The organism is Parendozoicomonas verongulae, assembly GCF_009711465.1.
Classification (GTDB): Bacteria; Pseudomonadota; Gammaproteobacteria; order Pseudomonadales; family Endozoicomonadaceae; genus Sansalvadorimonas; species Sansalvadorimonas verongulae.
The window spans coordinates 751-1,478 of the sequence record NZ_SMME01000566.1 but is presented as its reverse complement, the minus strand read 5'-3'; the positions used below and the strand labels follow the sequence as shown (position 1 = coordinate 1,478).

General features: G+C 46.8%; 2 protein-coding genes. One reads left to right on the top strand and one right to left on the bottom strand.

What is annotated here, in order from left to right:
• Window positions 1-177 precede the first annotated feature (177 nt).
• On the top strand, window positions 178-339 hold the full coding sequence (locus tag E1189_RS01555; protein WP_155158341.1) for a hypothetical protein: 162 nt from the start codon (window positions 178-180) through the stop codon (window positions 337-339).
• 115 nt (window positions 340-454) lie between these two features.
• On the opposite strand, the gene E1189_RS01550 is transcribed toward E1189_RS01555, so the two are convergent.
• On the bottom strand, window positions 455-728 hold a 274-nt coding region (locus tag E1189_RS01550; RefSeq protein ID WP_196220989.1), incomplete at its 5' end, for a hypothetical protein.

The window sequence follows — 728 nt, the reverse complement described above, 5'->3', positions numbered from 1 at the left end:
TTAATTGCACAACACGAGCATATTGATGCGGGTCTCCCATGTATTTTTTTAAGAGGGTCTCAATCTCATCTAATGCTCTTTGGGGGTTCATTTTCAGAAGATTAAAAGCATTATCTATATCGTGATATCTCCGCACACGAGAGTGAGCCGGGAAGGACTGGAAACTACGTTGGGACAGTGGCTGGTGCTCAGAGCGATCTGTACGCTCTGAATATCGAGAACCATGTGTACTGGGGATATAAGGCGTATACCTGCTTGAGCCGCTTTGCCTGCGAGGAGATGCCTGCTGCTCATGGCGGCCTTTCCCATGTTGTGGCGGTATGTTCATACTCTGAATAAACCTTTATAACAGTGGTGTCAGGAGGTGTTCATTAAACCAATATTTTTGTATGGATAGGGGTGACAAAACAAAGGTTCAAAATGAGTCAGCATTACAAACAGAGCTGCTTGAAGATCACGCAGCCATATGAGCTAATAGCTGTCGCTCCCTTAGCCTCCAGGGTTCATCTTTCTTCAGTTCTTGTCGATGGGGTTCAAGGTCGTTGGCCAGATCAAAGAGTGATACCGATCTCTGGCTGAACTCGTTCTCCTTTTCCTCTTCGATACCTAATGCTTGCAGCTTAAGTTGCGGCCAGACAGATAAAAGACGGTAGCAATGAGCCAGCTGGCTGAGACAGGATGCATTTGTGCCTCCACTGCTCTCCACTGCAAGAGCAGCCCAATTGAGT